We start from the raw sequence: 18,323 nt of genomic DNA, 5'->3' as shown, positions 1-18,323 counted from the left end.
TTGCCCGCGAAGAATCCAGCGCGGTTATTCGGCTACCGCGTTCTTGGCCAGGATGGCATTGGCCAGCTCCATGTCGGATGCCTGCATGCCCGGGTTCTCCGCGCGCACCTGGTTCAGCGCCGACTCCAGGAACGGCCCGCGAATGGCGCCCTCGCTGGCCACGAAGCTGCCGGCGTCATCCTGCGCCGCCATCACCAGCTTGTGATCCCGCGAGGTCAGGTAGCTGGATGCGGTAGTGGCACCGGAAGAAATCACGTTACGCCAAAAGGTATCGGCCATGGCCGAGCCAAGAGGCAGCGAAAGCAAGGCAGCGGCGGCGATGGCGGTTTTGAGACGCATGTTGAAACACCTCGAAGGGTGAGGGTTGAAGATGCGCGGTTTGATCTTGCTTCAGAGGGCAAGTTCCTTGATTACAAGGGTTTTTTGCTCAGGAACAGGCCCGCAGTACTTCCTCCAGCCGGGTCTGCCCGCAGGCCACTTTGGCCTCCCCACAGCTGCGCAAATCGAGCAGCCCATCGGCCACGGCCTGGCGCCGTAGGGTGGCCAGGTCGCTGCCCGGGCCTATCTGCGCACGCAGGCTGTCGCTGGGCACCAATAGTTCGAACAGCCCCGTGCGGCCATGAAACCCGGTGCCGCGGCAAGTACGGCATGGCTGGCCGCTGGTTGCCGCCGCATCGCCCCGGCAGTCGGCACACAGCGTGCGCACCAGTCGCTGGGCCATGACCCCGACCAGCGTTGCCTTGAGCAGGTAGTCGGCAACACCCAGCTCTTGCAGGCGGGTAATCGCCGCGCAGGCGTCGTTGGTATGCAGGGTCGACAGTACCAGGTGACCGGTCAGCGCTGCCTGTACCGCCACCAGAGCGGTTTCGCGGTCGCGAATTTCGCCGATCATGATGATATCCGGGTCCTGGCGCAGCATCGCCCGCACACCGCTGGCAAACGTAAGGTCCAGGGTGGGCTGGACCTGCAGCTGGTTGAAGGCGGGCTCCAGGCGCTCGATCGGGTCCTCTATGGTGCACAGGTTGACCTGCGGCGTGGCCAGCAGCTTGAGGCTGGCATACAGCGTGCTGGTCTTGCCGGAGCCGGTGGGCCCGGTCACCAGGATGATGCCCTGGCGCTGGCGCAGCAGGTCGTGCCACCGGGCCAGTTGTTGCCCTTGCAGGCCGAGCCGGTCAAAGCCCACCTGCAGTTGTTGCGGGTCGAACAGGCGCAGCACCAGCTTTTCACCAAACGGGGTTGGCAGGGTCGATAGCCGCAGCTCCACTTCGCCGCCATCTTGCAGCCGGCTTTGCAGCCGGCCGTCTTGTGGCCGGCGCTTTTCCGCTACATCCATCCGGCCAAGGTGTTTCAGGCGGCTGACCAATGCCAGGGTCACCCCGGCGGGGAAGGCGTACACGTTATGCAGCACGCCGTCGATGCGGTAGCGCAGCTGGCCCTGCTCGCGGCGCGGTTCCAGGTGGATATCGCTGGCGCGCTGCTCGATGGCGTACTGCAGCAGCCAGTCGACGATATGCACGATGTGCGCGTCGTCCGCGCTGGCTTCGGCCTGGCGCTTGCCCAGCTCCAGCAGCTGTTCGAGTTCGCCAAGGCTGGCCGATTGCTGGTGTTGCGCACCTTTTACCGACTGGGCCAGACGGGAGAACGACTGCGCTGACTGGCGCAGTTGCAGTGGGCTGGCAAGGACACGACGGATCGGCCGCCCCAGGCTGCGGGCCAGGTCGGCCTGCCAGTCCTGCTGGTAGGGCTGGGCACTGGCGACCGTAACGCTGGATGGGTCGGCAGCGACGATGAGGATGCCATGGCGCTGGGCGAACGCCGGGGAGATCAGACCCGCGACCTGGGGCAGGTCGAGTTGCAGGGGGTCGATGCGCAGGTAGGGCTGGCCGACCTTGCCGGCCAACCATTGGCAGAGGTACTCCAGGTCCAGGGGGTGGCCAGGGTCCTGGCGGTTTTCAAGGTGGCAGGCGGCAATTTGCTCGAGGGGGTGGCAGGCTGGCTTGGCTGCGGCGTGTTCGAGCACGTGCAGGGTGTCGTTGGCGTGCAGGTGCTGATCAGCCAGCAGCGCTTCGAGGACGCGCTTGAGGTCGAGTGCCGGGTTGTCGGGGGTATGCATGATTGGCGTCCGTGCCTGATGGAAGTGCTGAGCAAGGCTAGCCCGGACGGGGGAGGGTTACCGCGAAAGTTAAGTTTCGAAATCTTGCTGTGCCTGTGCCGGCCTCTTCGCGGGCAAGCCCGTCCTCATAGAAGTGCATATAACTTACTGATTTAGAAGGGACCCTGTGGGAGCGGGCGCGCCGGCTCCCAGAGGTTACGCGGAGCGCCCAGCATCAGTTCTCTGGGCGACAGCGCAGCCCAATGAGCTGGGCAATCTCCTACAGGGATCAGCCCTTGAGCAGGTGCTTCCAGCCGCGGCTCTGATCGACTGCACGCGCCTGGTCGATGCGCGCCTCAAGCAGCTCGTTGGGCTCTTCGCCCAGCGGCGATTCCGCCAGCTCGTGGAGTTTTTTCAGGTCGCCATACAGGCGGTCCATCTGTGGTGCTTCGAGCACTTGGCGGGCATGGTGCAGCCAGGCCAGCAACTGCTCGATACGTGGCAGCTGCTCGGCCAGGTCTTCCGGGCGCTGGGTGTACAACGGCAGCTTCAATGCACGGCCTTCTTCGCCCAGCAGGTGCGCCAGCCAGTTGGCCAGCTGCGCCTTGCCCTGACGTTCGCCGCGGCCCTTGCGGTCCACGGTCCAGGCACGGGCCAGCAGCCAGCGCGAGGTTTCCAGCGAGAACTGGCCCCAGCGCACATCTTCCAGCTCTTCGGCAAACTGCTCGGGGGCGGCGCGGCGGATGTCTTCGTCATCGTTACCGGCCTGCACCAGCGGGCGCCAGTCTTCGAGCAAGGCGTCGAGGCTGCTGCGCAGGTCGCGGGTGGTGGCACGTGGCGCGGCCTGGCCCAGGCTGGCGGTGAGCGCCCGCAGCTCGCTCAGGCAATCGACCCAGTCTTGCAGCAGACGCCAGTGGCCGTTGTGGCGGTATTGCTCGGCCAGGCGCTGGCTGCTGGCCAACAGTTGCCAGGCCACCGCAGCGTAGGCGTCGTCCAAGGCCATTGCGGCGTCCAGCTCGGTGCTGGGCAGGCCCAGCTCGTAGCTGTCCGGCTGCAGCAGGCGGTAGCCACGCTCGGCCTTGCTGATGTCGCAGGGCATCAGCGGCAGGCTGGCGGCCAGCTCGGCGGCCAGCTCCAGCAGGGCTTGCGGCTCACCTTCGCGCAGTTCCAGCTCCAGCTCGCAAATCTCTTCCTTGCGCTTGCCGGCGATGACGAAGCCTTGGTCCAGCGCAGCTTCGATCACCACTTTGCTCTTGCCACGGCCCCAGGCGATTTCGGCGAATTCACGGGTGAAATCGGTGCTGAACAGCGGCTTGATGGTTTTCTTGTCCAGGTCGGCCAGCTGCTCGGGCCAGCAGGTGGCGTCGAGTTTCTTCAGGTCGAGCTTGGCCTTGTCCAGCTGCCATTCATGTTCCTGGCGTACGGACAGACCGGCCACGCTCTGGCCACGGCACTTCAAGGTCTGGATGATGACTTCGCCATCGCGGCGCAGGCGCAGGGCGACGCGGGCCGCAGAAAGCTCGCGCTCGGGGGTGTCGAAGTACTGGTTGGTCAGTTCGCGGGTCTGCCAGCCGGACTTGTTGCGCTTTTTCAGCAGAGGGTGCTCGCGCAAGGCGGCAAGGGTCTCGCGACTGGCGCGGAGCTTGAGTTCGGTTTCTTTGTGCATCACAGACTCGAAGGAGGGGGCGTGGTTGCCAAGGAGTTTACAGCAGTCGGCTGTCGACTGTTGGATCGTGGTCGATTGTTCGCGGGGTTGTCCTGCGAATGGACGGCATTGTTATGATGGGTAACGCTTCCGAGGAGTACGCGCATGCCGTTGCCGACGCTGAAAGACCAGTTTGCCGCCTTGATCGCCGCGCCTTCGGTCAGTTGCACCCAGCCCGCGCTCGACCAGTCCAACCGCCAGGTCATCGACCTGCTGGCCGGCTGGCTGGGCGACCTGGGGTTCGCCTGCGATATCCAGCAGGTCAGCCCCGGCAAGTTCAACCTGCTGGCCAGCCGTGGCAGCGGCCCGGGTGGCCTGGTGCTGGCCGGGCACAGTGACACCGTGCCCTATGACGACCAGCTGTGGGCCAGCGACCCACTGAAGCTGACCGAGGCCGATGGCCGCTGGATCGGCCTGGGCAGCTGCGACATGAAGGGCTTCTTCGCGCTGGTCATCGAAGCGGTCATTCCGTTGCTGGAGCACGATTTCAAGCAGCCGCTGCTGATCCTCGCCACCTGCGATGAAGAAAGTTCCATGTCCGGCGCCCGTGCCCTGGCGGAGGCCGGCCAGCCGCTGGGCCGCGCGGCGGTGATTGGCGAGCCTACCGGGTTGCGGCCGATCCGCATGCACAAGGGCATCCTCATGGACCGCATCGATATCCTCGGGCGCAGCGGCCATTCGTCGGACCCAAGCCTGGGCCGCAGCGCGATGGAGGCCATGCACGCGGTGATGGCCGAGCTGATGGGCCTGCGCCAGCAATGGCAGGAAAACTACAGCAACCCGCAGTTCAGCGTGCCAACCCCTACCCTGAACTTCGGCTGCATCCACGGCGGTGACAACCCCAACCGCATCTGTGGCCAGTGCGCCCTGGAATTCGACCTGCGCCCGCTGCCAGGCATGGATGTGGAGCAATTGCGCGCGGCCATCCGCGAAAAACTGCGGCCCGTAGCCGAGCGCCATGAAGTGCGTATCGACTACGCGCCGCTGTTCCCGGAGGTGCCCGCGTTCGAGCAAGCCGCCGACGCCGAGCTGGTGCAGGTGGCAGAACGCCTGACCGGCCATCGCGCCGAAGCGGTAGCGTTCGGCACCGAAGCGCCTTATCTTCAGCAGCTGGGCTGCCAGACCATCGTGCTGGGCCCTGGCGACATCGCCTGTGCCCACCAGCCCGGCGAATACCTGGAAATGTCACGAATCGAGCCTACCGTGCGTCTATTGCGTGACCTGATCCGGCACTATTGCCTGCACTAAACGTCAATCAAGTTGATTCGTTCCTGCCTAGAGGAGACCGCGCGTGACCGCAAGCCTGTTCCGACGATGATCCTGAACGCCCCCTGTATCGCCGTTCTCCGTCCACTTATCCACAGGCCCTGTCATGCCCGACTACGTCAACTGGCTGCGTCATGCCTCCCCGTACATCAATGCCCATCGCGACTGCACCTTCGTGGTCATGCTCCCTGGCGATGGGGTGGAACACCCTAATTTCGGCAATATCGTTCACGACCTGGTGCTGCTGCACAGCCTTGGCGTGCGGCTGGTGCTGGTGCACGGCTCGCGCCCGCAGATCGAAAGCCGCCTGGCTGATCGCGGCCTCACCCCGCACTACCACCATGGCCTGCGCATCACCGATGCCGCCACCCTGGACTGCGTGATCGATGCCGTAGGCGCCCTGCGCCTGGCCATCGAGGCGCGCCTGTCGATGGACATCGCTGCCTCGCCGATGCAGGGCTCGCGGCTGCGCGTGGCGTCTGGCAACCTGGTCACGGCGCGGCCGATCGGCGTGCTCGAAGGGGTGGACTACCACCACACCGGCGAAGTGCGCCGGGTCGACCGCAAGGGCATCAGCCGCCTGCTCGACGAGCGCTCCATCGTGCTGCTGTCGCCGCTGGGCTATTCGCCCACCGGAGAAATCTTCAACCTGGCCTGCGAAGACGTGGCCACCCGTGCCGCCATCGAACTGGGCGCCGACAAGCTGCTGCTGTTCGGCGCCGAACCGGGCCTGTTGGACGCCGACGGCAAGCTGGTGCGCGAGCTGCGCCCGCAGCAGGTTGCGCCGCACTTGAAGCGTCTGGGCAGCGACTACCAGGGCGAATTGCTGGATGCCGCCGCCGAGGCCTGCAAAGGCGGCGTGGCGCGCAGCCATATCGTCAGCTATGCCGAGGACGGTGCCTTGTTGACCGAGCTGTTCACCCGTGGCGGTGGCGGCACACTGGTGTCGCAGGAGCAGTTCGAAGTGGTGCGCGAGGCGACCATCGAGGATGTCGGCGGCTTGCTGGACCTGATCAGCCCGCTGGAAGAGCAGGGCATCCTGGTGCGCCGCTCGCGCGAGGTGCTGGAGCGCGAGATCGAACAGTTCAGCGTGGTCGAGCGCGAAGGCATGATCATCGCCTGTGCGGCGTTGTACCCGATTGCCGATTCCGAGGCCGGTGAGCTGGCGTGCCTGGCGGTGAACCCGGAATACCGCCATGGTGGGCGTGGGGATGAACTGCTGGAGCGTATCGAAAGCCGGGCGCGGCAGATGGGCTTGAATACCCTGTTCGTGCTGACGACGCGCACGGCGCACTGGTTCCGCGAACGCGGGTTTGCGCCCAGTGGTGTGGAGCGGCTGCCGGCGGCGCGGGCTTCGCTGTACAACTACCAGCGCAATTCGAAGATTTTCGAGAAGTCTTTGTAAACCTTTACTGGCCCTATCGCCGGCAAGCCAGCTCCCACAGGTACTGCACAGCCTTCAAAGCTGGCCTCTACCTGTGGGAGCTGGCTTGCCGGCGATAGGGCCGGTACAGCCGGTGCATTCCCCAGAATGAAAAACGCCGCCCTTGTGGGCGGCGTTTTCATTTACACGGTATGCAGATACCAGTTGTACTCGAGGTCGGAGATCGAGTGTTCGAACTCCTCCAGCTCGCTTTCCTTGCACGCGACAAAGATGTCGATGTACTTCGGATCGATGTACTTGTTCAGGATCTCGCTGTCGTCCAGCTCGCGCAGGGCATCGCGCAGGTTGTTCGGCAGGCTCTGCTCGTGCTGCTCGTACGAGTTGCCCTCGACTGGCGCGCCTGGCTCGATCTTGTTGGTCAGGCCGTGGTGCACGCCAGCCAGCACAGCCGCCATCATCAGGTACGGGTTGGCGTCGGCACCGGCCACGCGGTGTTCGATGCGCACGGCATCCGCCGAGCCTGTTGGTACACGCAAGGCCACGGTGCGGTTGTCCAGGCCCCAGCTGGGCGCGTTCGGCACGTAGAACTGTGCGCCAAAGCGGCGGTACGAGTTGACGTTCGGGCAGAGGAACGCCATCGATGCAGGCAGGGTCTCGAGCACACCGCCGATTGCGTGACGAAGCGCGGCGTTCTGCTCGGGATCCTCGCTGGTGAAGATGTTGTTGCCATCTTTGTCCAGCACGGAAATGTGTACATGCAGGCCGTTACCTGCCTGGCCCGGGTAGGGCTTGGCCATGAACGTGGTGTCCATTTCATGGTCGTAGGCGATGTTCTTGATCAGCCGCTTGAGCAGTACCGCGTAGTCGCACGCCTTGAGCGGGTCGGCCACGTGGTGCAGGTTGACTTCGAACTGCGCCGGGGCGCTTTCCTTGACGATGGCGTCAGCTGGAATGCCTTGTTCCTTCGCGCCTTCGAGGATGTCCTGCAGGCAGTCGGCATATTCGTCGAGGTCGTCGATCAGGTAGACCTGGGTCGACTGCGGGCGCTTGCCCGAGATTGGCGAGCGCGGCGGCTGCGGGCGACCGTTCACGTTCTCCTGGTCGATCAGGTAGAACTCGAGCTCGAAGGCGGCGCAGATGGTCAGGCCCATTTCGTCGAACTTGCTGACGACCTGGCGCAGTACCTCACGAGGGTCGGCGAAGAACGGCTCGCCTTCGATCTCGTGCATGGTCATCAGCAGCTGGGCGGTGGGGCGTTTTTGCCACGGCTCGTTACAGAGCGTGTCGGGAATCGGGTAGCAGATGCGGTCAGCATCGCCGATGTCCAGGCCAAGCCCGGTGCTTTCGACGGTGGAACCGTTGATATCCAGGGCAAAGAGGGAGGCAGGCAGGTTGATGCCTTTTTCGTAAACCTTGTGGAGGCTGGTGCGCTCTATGCGCTTGCCGCGCACCACACCATTCATATCTGCAATCAGAAGGTCAACGTAGAGAACCTCAGGATGTTCCTTAAGGAACGCGTTCGCTTCGTTAAGCTGAACGGCACGCGGGGGTACCGACATGATGCAACACCTTTGTTGTTAAAAATATCAATCAAGGGGGGCTTGCAGGTCCAGTCAATCGAAAAGACAAACTGATGTCAAGCCAACCCCATGATGCCCTGAAATGGCACATCGACGGCAGATTTGCTGCAAATCGGGGCGTGCCATTATCCGCTATTTCTTTCACAAAGGGGTATCTCCGACGTGCCGTGTTTTATTTTTTACGGAGGTGTTGTGTAAAAAAATGAACAAGGCTAAGCTCGGTCTCAACCCAAAACACAATAATACGAGGGTCACATGGTCCGCTTGCCGCGACCTGAAAGCACTGCCTGCGCAGTGCCATCGGGTACCTCCGTCGTTTTTGCAAGCTTCGTCAATGGCGTGGTCGCCCTGGCCGCAATAATTGACGCTTGGCGCTTCCATGCCCGCCCTCGTAGCGGTTTGCTGCCCTTCGTTTCGTCTTTCTGCCCTTCGAACTCATTTTGGACACATCTGTTTTCAGTGTATCCACTGCGGCCGTGCGCGCGTGTTTTGCTTTAGCAATGTACTCCATCCAGAATCAATGCGCGGACCACCTTACCTCCTGAGGTATTTATGAGTAACAACCTCGACCAGCTCACCGATTGGTTGAAAGAGCACAAGATCACCGAAGTCGAATGCATGATCAGTGACCTGACCGGCATCACGCGCGGCAAGATTTCGCCCACCAACAAATTCATCGCGGAAAAAGGCATGCGCCTGCCCGAGAGCGTGCTGCTGCAGACCGTGACCGGCGACTACGTCGACGACGACATCTATTACGAACTGCTCGATCCGGCAGACATCGACATGATCTGCCGCCCCGACGAGAACGCTGTGTTCCTGGTGCCATGGGCCATAGAGCCGACCGCCCAGGTCATCCACGACACCTACGACAAGAAGGGCAACCCGGTCGAGCTGTCGCCGCGCAACGTGCTTAAAAAGGTGCTGCAGCTCTACGCCGACAAGGGCTGGCAGCCTATCGTCGCGCCCGAGATGGAGTTCTACCTGACCAAGCGCAGCGAAGACCCGGACTTCCCGCTGCAGCCACCGGTAGGCCGATCGGGCCGCCCGGAAACCGGCCGTCAGTCGTTCTCGATCGAAGCCGCCAACGAATTCGACCCGCTGTTCGAAGACGTCTACGACTGGTGCGAACTGCAGCAGCTGGACCTCGACACGCTTATCCACGAAGACGGCACGGCGCAGATGGAAATCAACTTCCGTCACGGCAATGCCCTGCACCTGGCCGACCAGATACTGGTGTTCAAGCGCACCATGCGCGAGGCGGCGCTCAAGCACAATGTGGCCGCCACCTTCATGGCCAAGCCCATGACCGGCGAGCCTGGCAGTGCCATGCACCTGCACCAGAGCGTGGTCGATGTTGCCACCGGCAAGAACATCTTCAGCAACGACGACGGCAGCATGAGCGAGCTGTTCCTCAACCACATTGGTGGCCTGCAGAAGTTCATCCCCGAAGCGCTTCCGCTGTTCGCCCCCAACGTCAACTCGTTCCGCCGTTTCCTGCCAGACACCTCGGCACCGGTGAACGTGGAGTGGGGCGAGGAAAACCGCACCGTCGGCCTGCGCGTGCCGGATGCCGGGCCGCAAAACCGACGGGTCGAGAACCGCCTGCCGGGCGCCGACGCCAACCCTTACCTGGCCATCGCCGCCAGCCTGCTGTGTGGCTACATCGGCATGGTCGAAGGCATCGAGGCCAGCGCCCCGGTGCAGGGCCGTGGCTACGAACGCCGCAACCTGCGCCTGCCGCTGACCATCGAGGACGCCCTGGAACGCATGGAAAACAGCCGTGCGCTGGTGCAGTACCTGGGCAAAAAATTCATTACCGGATATGTCGCCACCAAGCGCGCCGAGCACGAAAACTTCAAACGCGTCATCAGTTCCTGGGAGCGTGAGTTCCTGCTGTTTGCTGTCTGATCAACCCTGGTGCCGCAGGAGCGCGGCTGTCGAACAACGGAGAAGCACATGAGCGTCAACAACCCGCAAACCCGTGAATGGCAAACCCTCAGCGGGGAGCATCACCTTGCACCTTTCAGTGACTACAAGCAGCTGAAGGAGAAGGGGCCGCGCATCATCACCAAGGCCCAGGGTGTGCATTTGTGGGACAGCGAGGGGCACAAGATCCTCGACGGCATGGCGGGCCTGTGGTGCGTGGCGGTGGGCTACGGCCGCGAGGAGCTGGTACAGGCGGCAGAGAAGCAGATGCGCGAGCTGCCGTACTACAACCTGTTCTTCCAGACCGCTCACCCGCCAGCGCTGGAGCTGGCCAAGGCGATCACCGACGTGGCGCCCGAGGGCATGACCCATGTGTTCTTCACCGGCTCCGGCTCCGAAGGCAACGACACCGTGCTGCGCATGGTTCGCCACTACTGGGCGCTGAAGGGCAAGCCGCACAAGCAGACCATCATCGGTCGGGTCAACGGCTACCACGGTTCAACCGTGGCCGGCGCCAGCCTGGGCGGCATGAGTGGCATGCACGAGCAGGGCGGCCTGCCGATTCCGGGCATCGTGCATATCCCCCAGCCGTACTGGTTCGGCGAAGGCGGCGACATGACGCCGGATGAGTTCGGCGTCTGGGCTGCCGAGCAGCTGGAGAAGAAAATCCTCGAAGTCGGCGAAGACAACGTCGCCGCCTTCATCGCCGAGCCGATCCAGGGCGCCGGTGGCGTGATCATCCCGCCGCAGACCTACTGGCCGAAGGTGAAGGAGATCCTGGCCAGGTACGACATCCTGTTCGTCGCCGACGAAGTCATCTGCGGTTTCGGCCGCACCGGCGAGTGGTTCGGCTCCGACTACTACGACCTCAAGCCTGACCTGATGACCATCGCCAAGGGCCTGACCTCCGGTTACATCCCCATGGGCGGTGTGATCGTGCGTGACACCGTGGCCAAGGTGGTCAGCGAAGGCGGCGACTTCAACCACGGCTTCACCTACTCCGGGCACCCGGTGGCGGCCGCCGTAGGCCTGGAAAACCTGCGCATCCTGCGCGACGAGAAAATTGTCGAGAAGGTGCGCAGCGAAGCGGCACCGTATTTGCAAAAGCGTTTGCGTGAGCTGCAGGACCACCCGTTGGTAGGCGAGGTACGCGGCCTGGGCATGCTCGGCGCGATCGAGCTGGTCAAGGACAAGACCACCCGCAGCCGTTACGAAGGCAAGGGCGTCGGCATGATCTGCCGTAACTTCTGCTTCGACAACGGTCTGATCATGCGTGCGGTGGGTGACACCATGATCATCGCGCCGCCGTTGGTGATCAGCCATGCGGAGATCGACGAGCTGGTGGAAAAAGCGCGCAAATGCCTCGATCTGACCCTGCAGGCGATCAACTGATCAACTGCTAGGCTAGCGATGTGACATTAAGTCGTTACAGGGCTCTGGTTTCCTTGAAACAGTGCCTTGTAACTTGCCAGACTAGCGACTGATCCAGTCGCCGCGCGCTCTGCACCGTGGGTCCTGGCTGCTGGACAGTTGCCAAATAAAAAATCTGGAGCATTACGCATGAATAAAATGGGTAAGACGTTGCTGGCCGCAGCCCTGATGGGTGCCATGGCTACTGCTGTTCAGGCTGAAGACAAAGTGTTGAACGTCTACAACTGGTCGGACTACATCGCTCCGGACACCATCGCCAAGTTCGAGAAGCAGTCTGGTATCAAGGTCAAGTACGACGTCTTCGACAGCAACGAAACCCTCGAAGCCAAGCTGCTGGCCGGCAAGTCGGGCTACGACGTTGTCGTACCGTCCAACAACTTCCTGGCCAAGCAGATCAAGGCTGGGGTGTACGAGGAACTGGACCGTTCCAAGCTGCCAAACTGGAAAAACCTCGACGAAGACCTGCTCAAGGCCGTCGGTGATGCCAGCGACAAGGACAACAAGCACGCCTTCCCGTACATGTGGGGCTCCATCGGTATCGGCTACAACCCGGAGAAGGTCAAGGCTGCGCTGGGCGTGGACAAGATCGACTCGTGGGACGTGGTGTTCAAGCCCGAGAACATCGCCAAGCTCAAGAGCTGTGGCGTGAGCTTCCTCGATGCACCAACCGAGATGATCCCGGCCGCGCTGCACTACCTGGGCCTGCCGAGCAACAGCACCAAGAAAGAAGACCTGAAGGCCGCTGAAGACCTGTTCCTGAAGATTCGTCCTTCGATCACCTACTTCCACTCGTCCAAGTACATTGGCGACATGGCCAACGGCAACATCTGCGTAGCCGTGGGTTACTCGGGTGACCTGGAGCAGTCCAAGGCCCGCGCCCATGAAGCCGGCGACAAGGTCAAAGTGGACTACGTCATTCCGAAAGAAGGTGCCGGTACCTTCTACGACATGGTCGCCATCCCCAAGGATGCCGAGCACAAAGACGCCGCCTACCAGTTCATGAACTTCCTGATGCAGCCGGAAATCATGGCTGAAATCACCAATGCCGTGCGCTTCCCGAATGGCAACAAGGCAGCCACCCCGATGGTGGACAAGGACATTTCCGGCGACCCGAGCATCTACCCGCCAGCAGACGTGAAGAAGCAGCTGTATGCGATTGCCGCGCCAGACGCCTCGGTGCAGCGTTTGATCACCCGCAGCTGGACCAGGATCAAGTCGGGTAAATAAGCCCGATGCAGCGCCTCTGGGCCGGGGTTTTCCGGCCCAGAGCCAGTGAAAGGCAATTGATGATTGCGGCATCGAAGCTGCGAAGGTAAGTTGCGCGCCGGTTTTGCGTGTGCGGCAGCACTGTCGCTACCCAGGCACTGATTGTGAGGACCACCCACTTGTCTATTTCTGTAATCCGCAAGGCCCTTATGGCTGGCGCGGGCCTGACGCTGGCATGCAGCGTCCAAGCGGCGCCTACGGTGCACTTCTACAACTGGTCCGACTACATCGGCCCGACCACACTCGCGGACTTCGAGAAAGACACGGGCATCAAGCCCGTGCAGGACGTCTTCGACTCCAACGAAACCCTGGAAGGCAAACTGCTGGCCGGCAACACCGGCTATGACGTGGTCGTGCCGTCCAACCATTTCCTCGGCAAGCAGATCAAGGCGGGCGCGTTCCAGCAGCTCGACAAGCACCTGCTGCCCAATTTTGCCAACCTCGACCCGGCGCTGATGAAGCGCCTGGAAAAGAACGATCCCGGCAACCAGTACGCCGTGCCTTACCTGTGGGGCACCAACGGCATCGGCTACAACGTCGAGAAGGTGAAGGCTGCGCTGGGCGTGGACACCATCGACTCCTGGGCCGTGTTGTTCGAACCCGAGAACATGAAGAAGCTCTCCAAGTGCGGTGTTGCGTTCCTCGACTCGGCGGACGAAATGCTGCCGGCGGTGCTCAACTATATGGGGCTCAACCCCAACAGCACCGACCCCAAGGACTACGCCAAGGCCGAACAGAAGCTGCTGGCCGTGCGCCCGTACGTGACCTACTTCCACTCGTCCAAATACATCACCGACCTGGCCAACGGCGACATCTGCGTCGCGGCAGGCTTCTCGGGTGACATCTTCCAGGCCAAGGCCCGCGCCGAAGAAGCGAAGAAGGGCGTGAACCTGGCCTACGCCATTCCCAAGGAAGGCGGCAACCTCTGGTTCGACGTACTGGCGATCCCCAAGGACGCCAGGAACGTCAAGGAGGCGCACGCCTTCATCAACTATTTGCTGAAGCCTGAGGTTATCGCCCAGGTCAGTGATTACGTCGGTTACGCCAACCCGAACCCCAAGGCTGGCGACCTGATGGACCAGGCCGTGAGGACTGACGCCGCGGTTTACCCACCGCAGGAAGTGCTGGACAAGATGTTCGTGAACTCAGAGTTGCCACCCAAGGTGCAACGGCTGATGACCCGTAGCTGGACCAAGGTCAAGTCGGGCAAGTAAAAATCCAGGCCCGCCGCGGCTCCTGCAGAACAGGCCGCGCGGGCACAAAAATCTTGTTGGGAGTTTCACTCATGGCAGTTGCCTCCGGTGCCTATAAGAAAGCCCTCGAGGGTGGCCAGCAACCCAAGCAGGTGCTGGTCAAGATCGACCGGGTCACGAAGAAGTTCGACGAAACGATAGCCGTGGACGATGTGTCCCTGGAAATCCGCAAAGGCGAGATCTTCGCCCTGCTGGGAGGCTCCGGCTCTGGCAAGTCCACCTTGCTGCGCATGCTGGCGGGCTTCGAGCGCCCGACCGAAGGGCGGATTTTCCTCGATGGCGTCGACATCACCGATATGCCGCCTTACGAGCGGCCGATCAACATGATGTTCCAGTCCTATGCGCTGTTCCCGCACATGACCGTGGCGCAGAACATCGCCTTCGGCCTGCAGCAGGACAAGATGGCCAAGGCCGAGATCGATGCCCGCGTGGCCGAGATGCTCAAGCTGGTGCACATGTCCCAGTACGCCAAACGCAAGCCGCACCAGCTGTCCGGTGGCCAGCGCCAGCGCGTGGCCCTGGCCCGCTCCCTGGCCAAGCGCCCCAAGCTGCTGCTGCTCGATGAGCCGATGGGTGCACTGGACAAGAAGCTGCGTTCGCAGATGCAGCTGGAACTGGTGGAGATCATCGAGCGCGTAGGCGTGACCTGCGTGATGGTGACCCACGACCAGGAAGAGGCCATGACCATGGCCCAGCGCATCGCCATCATGCACCTGGGCTGGATCGCCCAGATTGGCTCGCCTGTGGATATCTACGAGACGCCGACCAGCCGCCTGGTGTGCGAGTTCATCGGCAACGTCAACCTGTTCGAGGGCGACGTGGTCGACGACGCCGAAGGGCACGCGATCATTGCCAGCCCGGAACTGGAGCGCAAGATCTACGTCGGCCACGGCATCACCACGTCGGTGGAAGACAAGCACATCACCTACGCCCTGCGCCCGGAAAAACTGCTGGTCACCACTACCCAGCCGGATTTCGAGCACAACTGGTCGCGCGGCAAGGTCCACGACATCGCCTACCTGGGTGGCCATTCGGTGTTCTACGTGGAGCTGCCGAGTGGCAAGGTGGTTCAGTCATTCGTCGCCAACGCCGAGCGCCAGGGCACCCGCCCGACCTGGGGCGATGAAGTGTACGTGTGGTGGGAAGACGACAGCGGCGTGGTACTGCGGTCATGAAACTGCGCAAGCTCAAGCGAGCCTTCCAGCGCCTCACCCCGGAGGGGCGGCACCTGGTGATCGGCGTGCCGTTCATCTGGCTGTTCCTGTTCTTCATGCTGCCGTTCTTCATCGTGCTGAAGATCAGCTTTGCCGAAGCCGACGTGGCGATCCCGCCGTACACCGAAATCTACAGCTACGTCGAAGACAAGATCCAGCTGGTGCTCAACCTGGCCAACTACGGCCTGCTGACCGAGGATGAGCTGTACCTCTCAGCCTACCTGGGCTCGCTGAAGATGGCGTTCTTCAGCACGCTGCTGTGCCTGCTGATCGGCTACCCGATGGCCTACTCCATCGCCAATGCCAAAAAGGAGACCCAGACGGTCCTGCTGCTGCTGATCATGATGCCGACCTGGACCGCGATCCTGATCCGCGTCTATGCCTGGATGGGCATCCTCAGCAACAACGGCCTGCTCAACGGCTTCCTGCTGTGGACCGGGTTGATCGACCAGCCGCTGCAGATCCTCAACACCAACCTGGCGGTGTACATCGGTGTGGTCTATTCGTACCTGCCGTTCATGATCCTGCCGCTGTTCGCCAACCTGGTGAAACACGACCAGAGCTTGCTGGAGGCTGCTTCGGACCTGGGTTCGAGCACCTTCAACAGCTTCTGGAAGATCACCGTTCCGCTGTCCAAGAACGGCATCATCGCCGGCTGCATGCTGGTATTCATCCCGGTGGTGGGCGAGTTCGTGATCCCTGAACTGCTCGGCGGCCCGGAAACCCTGATGATCGGCAAGGTACTGTGGCAGGAGTTCTTCAACAACCGTGACTGGCCGGTGGCATCCGCGCTGGCAGTAGTGATGCTGGCGATCCTGATCGTACCGATCCTGCTGTTCAACCGCAGCCAGGCCAAAGAGATGGAGGGCAGGGCATGAAGCGCTTCAGTTTCTCCAAGCTGATGCTGGTGCTCGGCTTGCTGTTCATCTACCTGCCGATGCTGATCCTGGTGATCTACTCGTTCAACGCCTCCAAGCTGGTGACGGTGTGGGGCGGCTGGTCGGTGAAGTGGTACGTCGGCCTGCTCGACAACACCCAGTTGATGGGCTCGGTGATGCGCTCGCTGGAAATCGCCTGCTACACGGCGGTGGCGGCGGTGGCGCTGGGTACCCTGGCGGCGTTCGTGCTGACCCGGGTCACCCGCTTCAAGGGCCGCACGCTGTTCGGTGGCCTGGTCACCGCGCCGCTGGTGATGCCCGAGGTGATCACCGGTCTGTCGCTGTTGCTGCTGTTCGTGGCCATGGCACAGATGATCGGTTGGCCGCAGGAGCGCGGCATCGTCACCATCTGGATCGCCCACACCACGTTCTGTGCGGCATATGTGGCGGTGGTGGTGTCGGCACGTTTGCGCGAGCTGGACCTGTCGATCGAGGAAGCGGCAATGGACCTGGGTGCCAAGCCGTGGAAGGTGTTCTTCCTGATCACCATTCCGATGATCGCGCCATCGCTGGCGGCGGGCGGCATGATGTCGTTTGCCCTGTCGCTGGATGATCTGGTTCTGGCCAGCTTCGTGTCCGGCCCGGGTTCGACCACCTTGCCGATGGAAGTGTTCTCGGCGGTGCGCTTGGGCGTGAAGCCGGAGATCAACGCCGTAGCCAGTCTGATTCTGCTGTCGGTTTCGCTGGTGACCTTCTTTGTCTGGTTCTTCAGCCGCCGCGCCGAAGAGCGTCGCCGCAAGGCGATTCAGCAGGCGATCGAGGAGGGTGCTGCGGCCAATGCTTCGCAGCCGCAGGTCCGGCGCCCGACGCAGGTGGCTGCTTCGGCCTGATCCGGCCCCTTCGCGGGTGAACCCGCTCCCACAGGGACAACACTGCCTTGAGGCCTGTGATATTCCTGTGGGAGCGGGTTCACCCGCGAATGCCCCAGCACATGTTCAAAGCCAGACTGCATCCCAATGTGGATAGTCCCTGACACTGCTGACCAGGCCAGCTCGCAACGGATTGGCAACGATGTACCTGGCGAAATCCACCATGTTTTCTTCCCTTCTGAGTGCCCGGTCCTGATACCCGGGTTGCCAAACCGGATCATGCTCAACCCCTGCCCGATGCAACACCAGACTGGACCTGGATTTGAATCTTCGCATCAAGGTCCCCAGCGTCGTACCTTTCAACTCAATCAGCCAATGCAGATGGTCCGGCATCAGCACCCAAGCCAATGATCGGCAGGAATGTTCCTCATCCGACTGCCGCAGTTGGTGTATGACCAGTCGAGCATGGTGGAAGTCCTGGAACAGTGGCTTGCGCTGGTGGGTGACGGTGGTTAGCAGATAGAGCCTGCCAAGCTCGGAATAGCGACCACGGCGAAGCAGGTGAGACTGGGCCCGAGGCATTGGTTTCTTCCTTGAAAAGCAGGTGAGCTTTCAAAGGTAGTGGTTGGGAGACAGATACTGTGTAGAGGATGGTTTCTGGATGTGGCAGACGCTTTGGTGGCAATACCGGCCTCTTCGCGGGTAAACCCGCGAAGAGGCCCTCACGGCGTACGACTTTTCATCAACTCAAACCCAATGCTTCATTCGGGTCAGCTTGGGAATTATCCTACGAGCCGCGTGGAAGCTGCTCTGTTGTAGGGGAAATGCCCCAGGGATAACGTCGTTAGGTCGCCAAGCAAGGCGACCGGGTGTGAGAACCCGCTCGATGTTGAACGGGCTTCCTGTCATGGCGGCCTTACGTGGGCAGGCTTCGGTCTGGCCGGGTTCAATGTCCTCGGTTTCTCACCCCACGTTCGGCTGCCACCCCTTGTCCGTGAGAAAGACGAGTTGGTGGTCCAATTAACGACATTGGATTCCACCATGACAAAGCACGCTCAAGATCACCCAGAAAACAGCAGCACCGTCGGCCAGGAAACCTGCATGGACCTGTTCCGTGTCCAGGCCAACATCCCCTTCAATCATGCTTTCTCCGAACTCTCCGTTATGCTCGGCTGCATCACTCACCTGACAACCGAAGCCGAGATGGAAAATGACCGGCTTGCTGGTAGTGCAGCAAGAATTCTCAGTGGCTTTGCCAAAGCTTTGATCGATGACATCGAGCTGGGGCTGAACAAGGCTTCAGTACAGGTTTGACCTGTACCGGCCTCTTCGCGGGTAAACCCGCTCCCACAGGGAAATCACAGCCTTCGAGTGGGTAGTGTCTGTGGGAGCGGGTTCACCCGCGAAGAGGCCCGGGCAGACGCCGACAATGCCGAACTGAGCCCCACCAGTGATG

General features: G+C 62.0%; 15 protein-coding genes. 10 read left to right on the top strand and 5 right to left on the bottom strand.

Annotated features, from left to right (window positions below):
- Nucleotides 1-24: 24 nt before the first annotated feature.
- From AC5O5I_RS26910 to AC5O5I_RS26900, 3 genes are all read right to left on the bottom strand, one after another.
- Entirely contained in the window at nt 25-339 is a 315-nt protein-coding gene (locus AC5O5I_RS26910; RefSeq protein ID WP_172219471.1) for a DUF2388 domain-containing protein, read from the bottom strand.
- 88 nt (nt 340-427) lie between these two features.
- Complete coding sequence (locus AC5O5I_RS26905; RefSeq protein WP_172219469.1) at nt 428-2,113, bottom strand: GspE/PulE family protein; 1,686 nt, start codon at nt 2,111-2,113, stop codon at nt 428-430.
- Between the two features lie 268 nt (nt 2,114-2,381).
- A complete protein-coding gene (locus tag AC5O5I_RS26900; protein WP_494511823.1) occupies nt 2,382-3,758 on the bottom strand; it encodes a CYTH domain-containing protein in 1,377 nt (458 codons plus the stop codon).
- 144 nt (nt 3,759-3,902) lie between these two features.
- Between AC5O5I_RS26900 and argE the strand changes: the two genes are divergently transcribed.
- Nucleotides 3,903-5,045 (top strand): acetylornithine deacetylase, encoded by a 1,143-nt coding sequence (argE, locus tag AC5O5I_RS26895; protein WP_172219465.1) that lies wholly within the window; start codon nt 3,903-3,905, stop codon nt 5,043-5,045.
- A 124-nt stretch (nt 5,046-5,169) separates the two neighbouring features.
- Nucleotides 5,170-6,468: an amino-acid N-acetyltransferase gene (gene argA / locus AC5O5I_RS26890; protein ID WP_172219463.1), complete on the top strand. Its 1,299-nt coding sequence runs from the start codon at nt 5,170-5,172 to the stop codon at nt 6,466-6,468.
- Nucleotides 6,469-6,629: 161 nt separating this feature from the next.
- Here the strand turns inward: argA and AC5O5I_RS26885 are convergent, their stop codons facing one another.
- A complete protein-coding gene (locus AC5O5I_RS26885; protein ID WP_172219461.1) occupies nt 6,630-8,006 on the bottom strand; it encodes a glutamine synthetase family protein in 1,377 nt (458 codons plus the stop codon).
- A gap of 573 nt (nt 8,007-8,579) precedes the next feature.
- Between AC5O5I_RS26885 and AC5O5I_RS26880 the strand changes: the two genes are divergently transcribed.
- The 7 genes from AC5O5I_RS26880 to AC5O5I_RS26850 all read left to right on the top strand — a co-directional run bounded on the left by AC5O5I_RS26880 (nt 8,580) and on the right by AC5O5I_RS26850 (nt 16,888).
- Nucleotides 8,580-9,938: a glutamine synthetase family protein gene (locus AC5O5I_RS26880; RefSeq protein ID WP_172219459.1), complete on the top strand. Its 1,359-nt coding sequence runs from the start codon at nt 8,580-8,582 to the stop codon at nt 9,936-9,938.
- 48 nt (nt 9,939-9,986) lie between these two features.
- Nucleotides 9,987-11,348: an aspartate aminotransferase family protein gene (locus AC5O5I_RS26875; RefSeq protein WP_494511822.1), complete on the top strand. Its 1,362-nt coding sequence runs from the start codon at nt 9,987-9,989 to the stop codon at nt 11,346-11,348.
- Between the two features lie 168 nt (nt 11,349-11,516).
- Nucleotides 11,517-12,614, top strand: a complete 1,098-nt coding sequence (locus AC5O5I_RS26870) for a polyamine ABC transporter substrate-binding protein (RefSeq protein WP_172219455.1) — start codon at nt 11,517-11,519, stop codon at nt 12,612-12,614.
- A gap of 158 nt (nt 12,615-12,772) precedes the next feature.
- Nucleotides 12,773-13,867 (top strand): polyamine ABC transporter substrate-binding protein, encoded by a 1,095-nt coding sequence (locus tag AC5O5I_RS26865; protein WP_172219453.1) that lies wholly within the window; start codon nt 12,773-12,775, stop codon nt 13,865-13,867.
- 71 nt (nt 13,868-13,938) lie between these two features.
- Complete coding sequence (gene potA, locus AC5O5I_RS26860) at nt 13,939-15,081, top strand: polyamine ABC transporter ATP-binding protein (RefSeq protein ID WP_172219451.1); 1,143 nt, start codon at nt 13,939-13,941, stop codon at nt 15,079-15,081.
- The gene (locus AC5O5I_RS26855; protein WP_172219449.1) at nt 15,078-15,998 is read left to right on the top strand and encodes an ABC transporter permease subunit; all 921 of its coding nucleotides are present in this window, start codon (nt 15,078-15,080) and stop codon (nt 15,996-15,998) included. Before potA ends, AC5O5I_RS26855 begins: the two co-directional genes overlap by 4 nt.
- Nucleotides 15,995-16,888, top strand: coding sequence for an ABC transporter permease subunit (locus AC5O5I_RS26850; protein WP_172219447.1), 894 nt, complete (start codon nt 15,995-15,997; stop codon nt 16,886-16,888). The genes AC5O5I_RS26855 and AC5O5I_RS26850 overlap by 4 nt, the downstream gene beginning before the upstream one ends.
- A gap of 105 nt (nt 16,889-16,993) precedes the next feature.
- Here the strand turns inward: AC5O5I_RS26850 and AC5O5I_RS26845 are convergent, their stop codons facing one another.
- A complete protein-coding gene (locus tag AC5O5I_RS26845) occupies nt 16,994-17,449 on the bottom strand; it encodes an REP-associated tyrosine transposase (RefSeq protein WP_172219445.1) in 456 nt (151 codons plus the stop codon).
- A gap of 459 nt (nt 17,450-17,908) precedes the next feature.
- On the opposite strand from AC5O5I_RS26845, the gene AC5O5I_RS26840 reads away from it, so the two are divergent.
- Nucleotides 17,909-18,181 carry a DUF3077 domain-containing protein gene (locus AC5O5I_RS26840; RefSeq protein ID WP_172219443.1) on the top strand — a complete coding sequence of 91 codons (273 nt, stop codon included), beginning with the start codon at nt 17,909-17,911 and terminating at the stop codon, nt 18,179-18,181.
- The last annotated feature ends 142 nt before the right edge of the window (nt 18,182-18,323 follow it).

Source organism: Pseudomonas sp. 9_2_1 (genome assembly GCF_059295275.1).
Note: the sequence above shows the minus strand (reverse complement) of the source record. Positions and strands in the feature narration are given on the sequence as shown.

Bases quoted from the DNA above. Each gene is read 5' to 3' on its own strand.
- AC5O5I_RS26885 (WP_172219461.1), bottom strand. From the start codon at position 8,006: ATGTCGGTACCCCCGCGTGCCGTTCAGCTTAACGAAGCGAACGCGTTC.
- AC5O5I_RS26845 (WP_172219445.1), bottom strand. From the start codon at position 17,449: ATGCCTCGGGCCCAGTCTCACCTGCTTCGCCGTGGTCGCTATTCCGAG.
- AC5O5I_RS26880 (WP_172219459.1), top strand. From the start codon at position 8,580: ATGAGTAACAACCTCGACCAGCTCACCGATTGGTTGAAAGAGCACAAG.
- AC5O5I_RS26840 (WP_172219443.1), top strand. From the start codon at position 17,909: ATGACAAAGCACGCTCAAGATCACCCAGAAAACAGCAGCACCGTCGGC.
- argE (WP_172219465.1), top strand. From the start codon at position 3,903: ATGCCGTTGCCGACGCTGAAAGACCAGTTTGCCGCCTTGATCGCCGCG.
- AC5O5I_RS26850 (WP_172219447.1), top strand. From the start codon at position 15,995: ATGAAGCGCTTCAGTTTCTCCAAGCTGATGCTGGTGCTCGGCTTGCTG.
- AC5O5I_RS26875 (WP_494511822.1), top strand. From the start codon at position 9,987: ATGAGCGTCAACAACCCGCAAACCCGTGAATGGCAAACCCTCAGCGGG.
- AC5O5I_RS26900 (WP_494511823.1), bottom strand. From the start codon at position 3,758: ATGCACAAAGAAACCGAACTCAAGCTCCGCGCCAGTCGCGAGACCCTT.
- AC5O5I_RS26905 (WP_172219469.1), bottom strand. From the start codon at position 2,113: ATGCATACCCCCGACAACCCGGCACTCGACCTCAAGCGCGTCCTCGAA.
- AC5O5I_RS26910 (WP_172219471.1), bottom strand. From the start codon at position 339: ATGCGTCTCAAAACCGCCATCGCCGCCGCTGCCTTGCTTTCGCTGCCT.
- AC5O5I_RS26870 (WP_172219455.1), top strand. From the start codon at position 11,517: ATGAATAAAATGGGTAAGACGTTGCTGGCCGCAGCCCTGATGGGTGCC.
- AC5O5I_RS26855 (WP_172219449.1), top strand. From the start codon at position 15,078: ATGAAACTGCGCAAGCTCAAGCGAGCCTTCCAGCGCCTCACCCCGGAG.
- argA (WP_172219463.1), top strand. From the start codon at position 5,170: ATGCCCGACTACGTCAACTGGCTGCGTCATGCCTCCCCGTACATCAAT.
- potA (WP_172219451.1), top strand. From the start codon at position 13,939: ATGGCAGTTGCCTCCGGTGCCTATAAGAAAGCCCTCGAGGGTGGCCAG.